This window comes from Bacillus sp. 7884-1 (assembly GCF_002272245.1).
Taxonomy (GTDB): Bacteria; Bacillota; Bacilli; order Bacillales; family Cytobacillaceae; genus Neobacillus.
Genome location: NZ_NPDD01000311.1, coordinates 1 through 1,366, shown reverse-complemented (window position 1 = coordinate 1,366; position 1,366 = coordinate 1). Strand labels below are relative to the sequence as shown.

The window sequence follows — 1,366 nt, the reverse complement described above, 5'->3', positions numbered from 1 at the left end:
CCATGAAAATTAAATTCTGTAAGAACCGGAAAATGGCAATACTTAAATAGACGCAGCTCAATAATTTTTTAAAAAAAGAGCGGGGCGCCTGATCAAGGTGTTTATGGACTACAAATATTGAATTAGGAAGCTTCGGTAATTGTTACAGTATAACCTAGGTTTTCTAATCTTCGAACCGAATGGCGTACAATAGATACTTGTCTTTGTTTATCAAAATAATCTTCGCCTAAGTCAACATACATTTCTTTTCGGGTTAGTAGGTAATATGCGATTCGCAACATCGCATGAGCAACTACAATTGCTGCCTTTTTCTTTCCTTTTCGTCCAGCTGTGCGTCTATACAGTGCACCGAGATAGTTTTTTGACCCTCTTACTGATTGAGCTGCTTCTGTTAATGCGGATCTTAAATACTTATTTCCCTTTTTAGATCTGCTAGACTTCCTTTTACCTGCGCTCTCATTGTGACCAGGAACCAAGGCTGCCCATGAACATAAATGTGCTGCAGTCGGGAATTGGTTTCCAACGTCCGTACCAATTTCAGCTAAGATTTGCTCAGCCATCCTTGTGGCGATACCAGGTATGGAATCGAGTCGTTCTATATCTTCCTGATATGAGCTTACTCTTTGCGCTATCTCTAGATCCAACATTTCAATTTGCTCACTTAGAAAGTCAATATGAGTTAAAATCGTTTTTAACATCAAACGTTGATGTGGATTTATATATCCCTGAAGTGCCAATTCAAGTTCTTCCTTTTTCTTTTTCATTGTACGACGAGCGAAGTTTGCTAGTTTTTCAGGATCATTCTCACCATCTGCGATTGCTCGAAGCATATCCTTCGATGAAACTCCCATAATATCAGATACAACAGAACCTAGTTTGATATTAGCGCCTTCTAAAACCTTTTGAATCCGATTATGTTGTCTGGCGCGTTCTTCAATGATACTTCGGCGATAGCGAACAAGTTCCCGTAGTTCACGTTGGTTTCTATCAGGAATGAAACTAGCTTTAAGAAGTCCATGGCGAAGAAGTTGGGCAATCCATTCTGCATCCTTAACATCCGTTTTACGTCCGGGAAGAGCCTTCATGTGTTGAGCGTTCACTACTAAAAACTCGATTCCTTCGGACTCTAATAAGTTAACAATAGGCTTCCAATAAACACTCGTGCTTTCCATAGCTACGTGTGTACAATTATTGTCTTTAATCCAGTCCAATAACTTTAATAGAAAAACTGTTTTAGTAGAAAATGTTTGAATCTCCTTTCCTTTTGAAGTCATAATACAAGCAGTGATATTGTCCTTATGGACATCCAAACCACATGCTCTTTCAATGATTACATCCATTGAAGTCTTCCTTTCTAGGCTTGAAA

The 1,366-nt window shown here is 38.8% G+C and carries 1 protein-coding gene; it reads right to left on the bottom strand.

The annotated features are described in order from the left end of the window. Positions 1-122: 122 nt before the first annotated feature. Positions 123-1,340 (bottom strand): IS110 family transposase, encoded by a 1,218-nt coding sequence (locus CHI06_RS28770; protein WP_095252045.1) that lies wholly within the window; start codon positions 1,338-1,340, stop codon positions 123-125. Positions 1,341-1,366 lie beyond the last annotated feature (26 nt).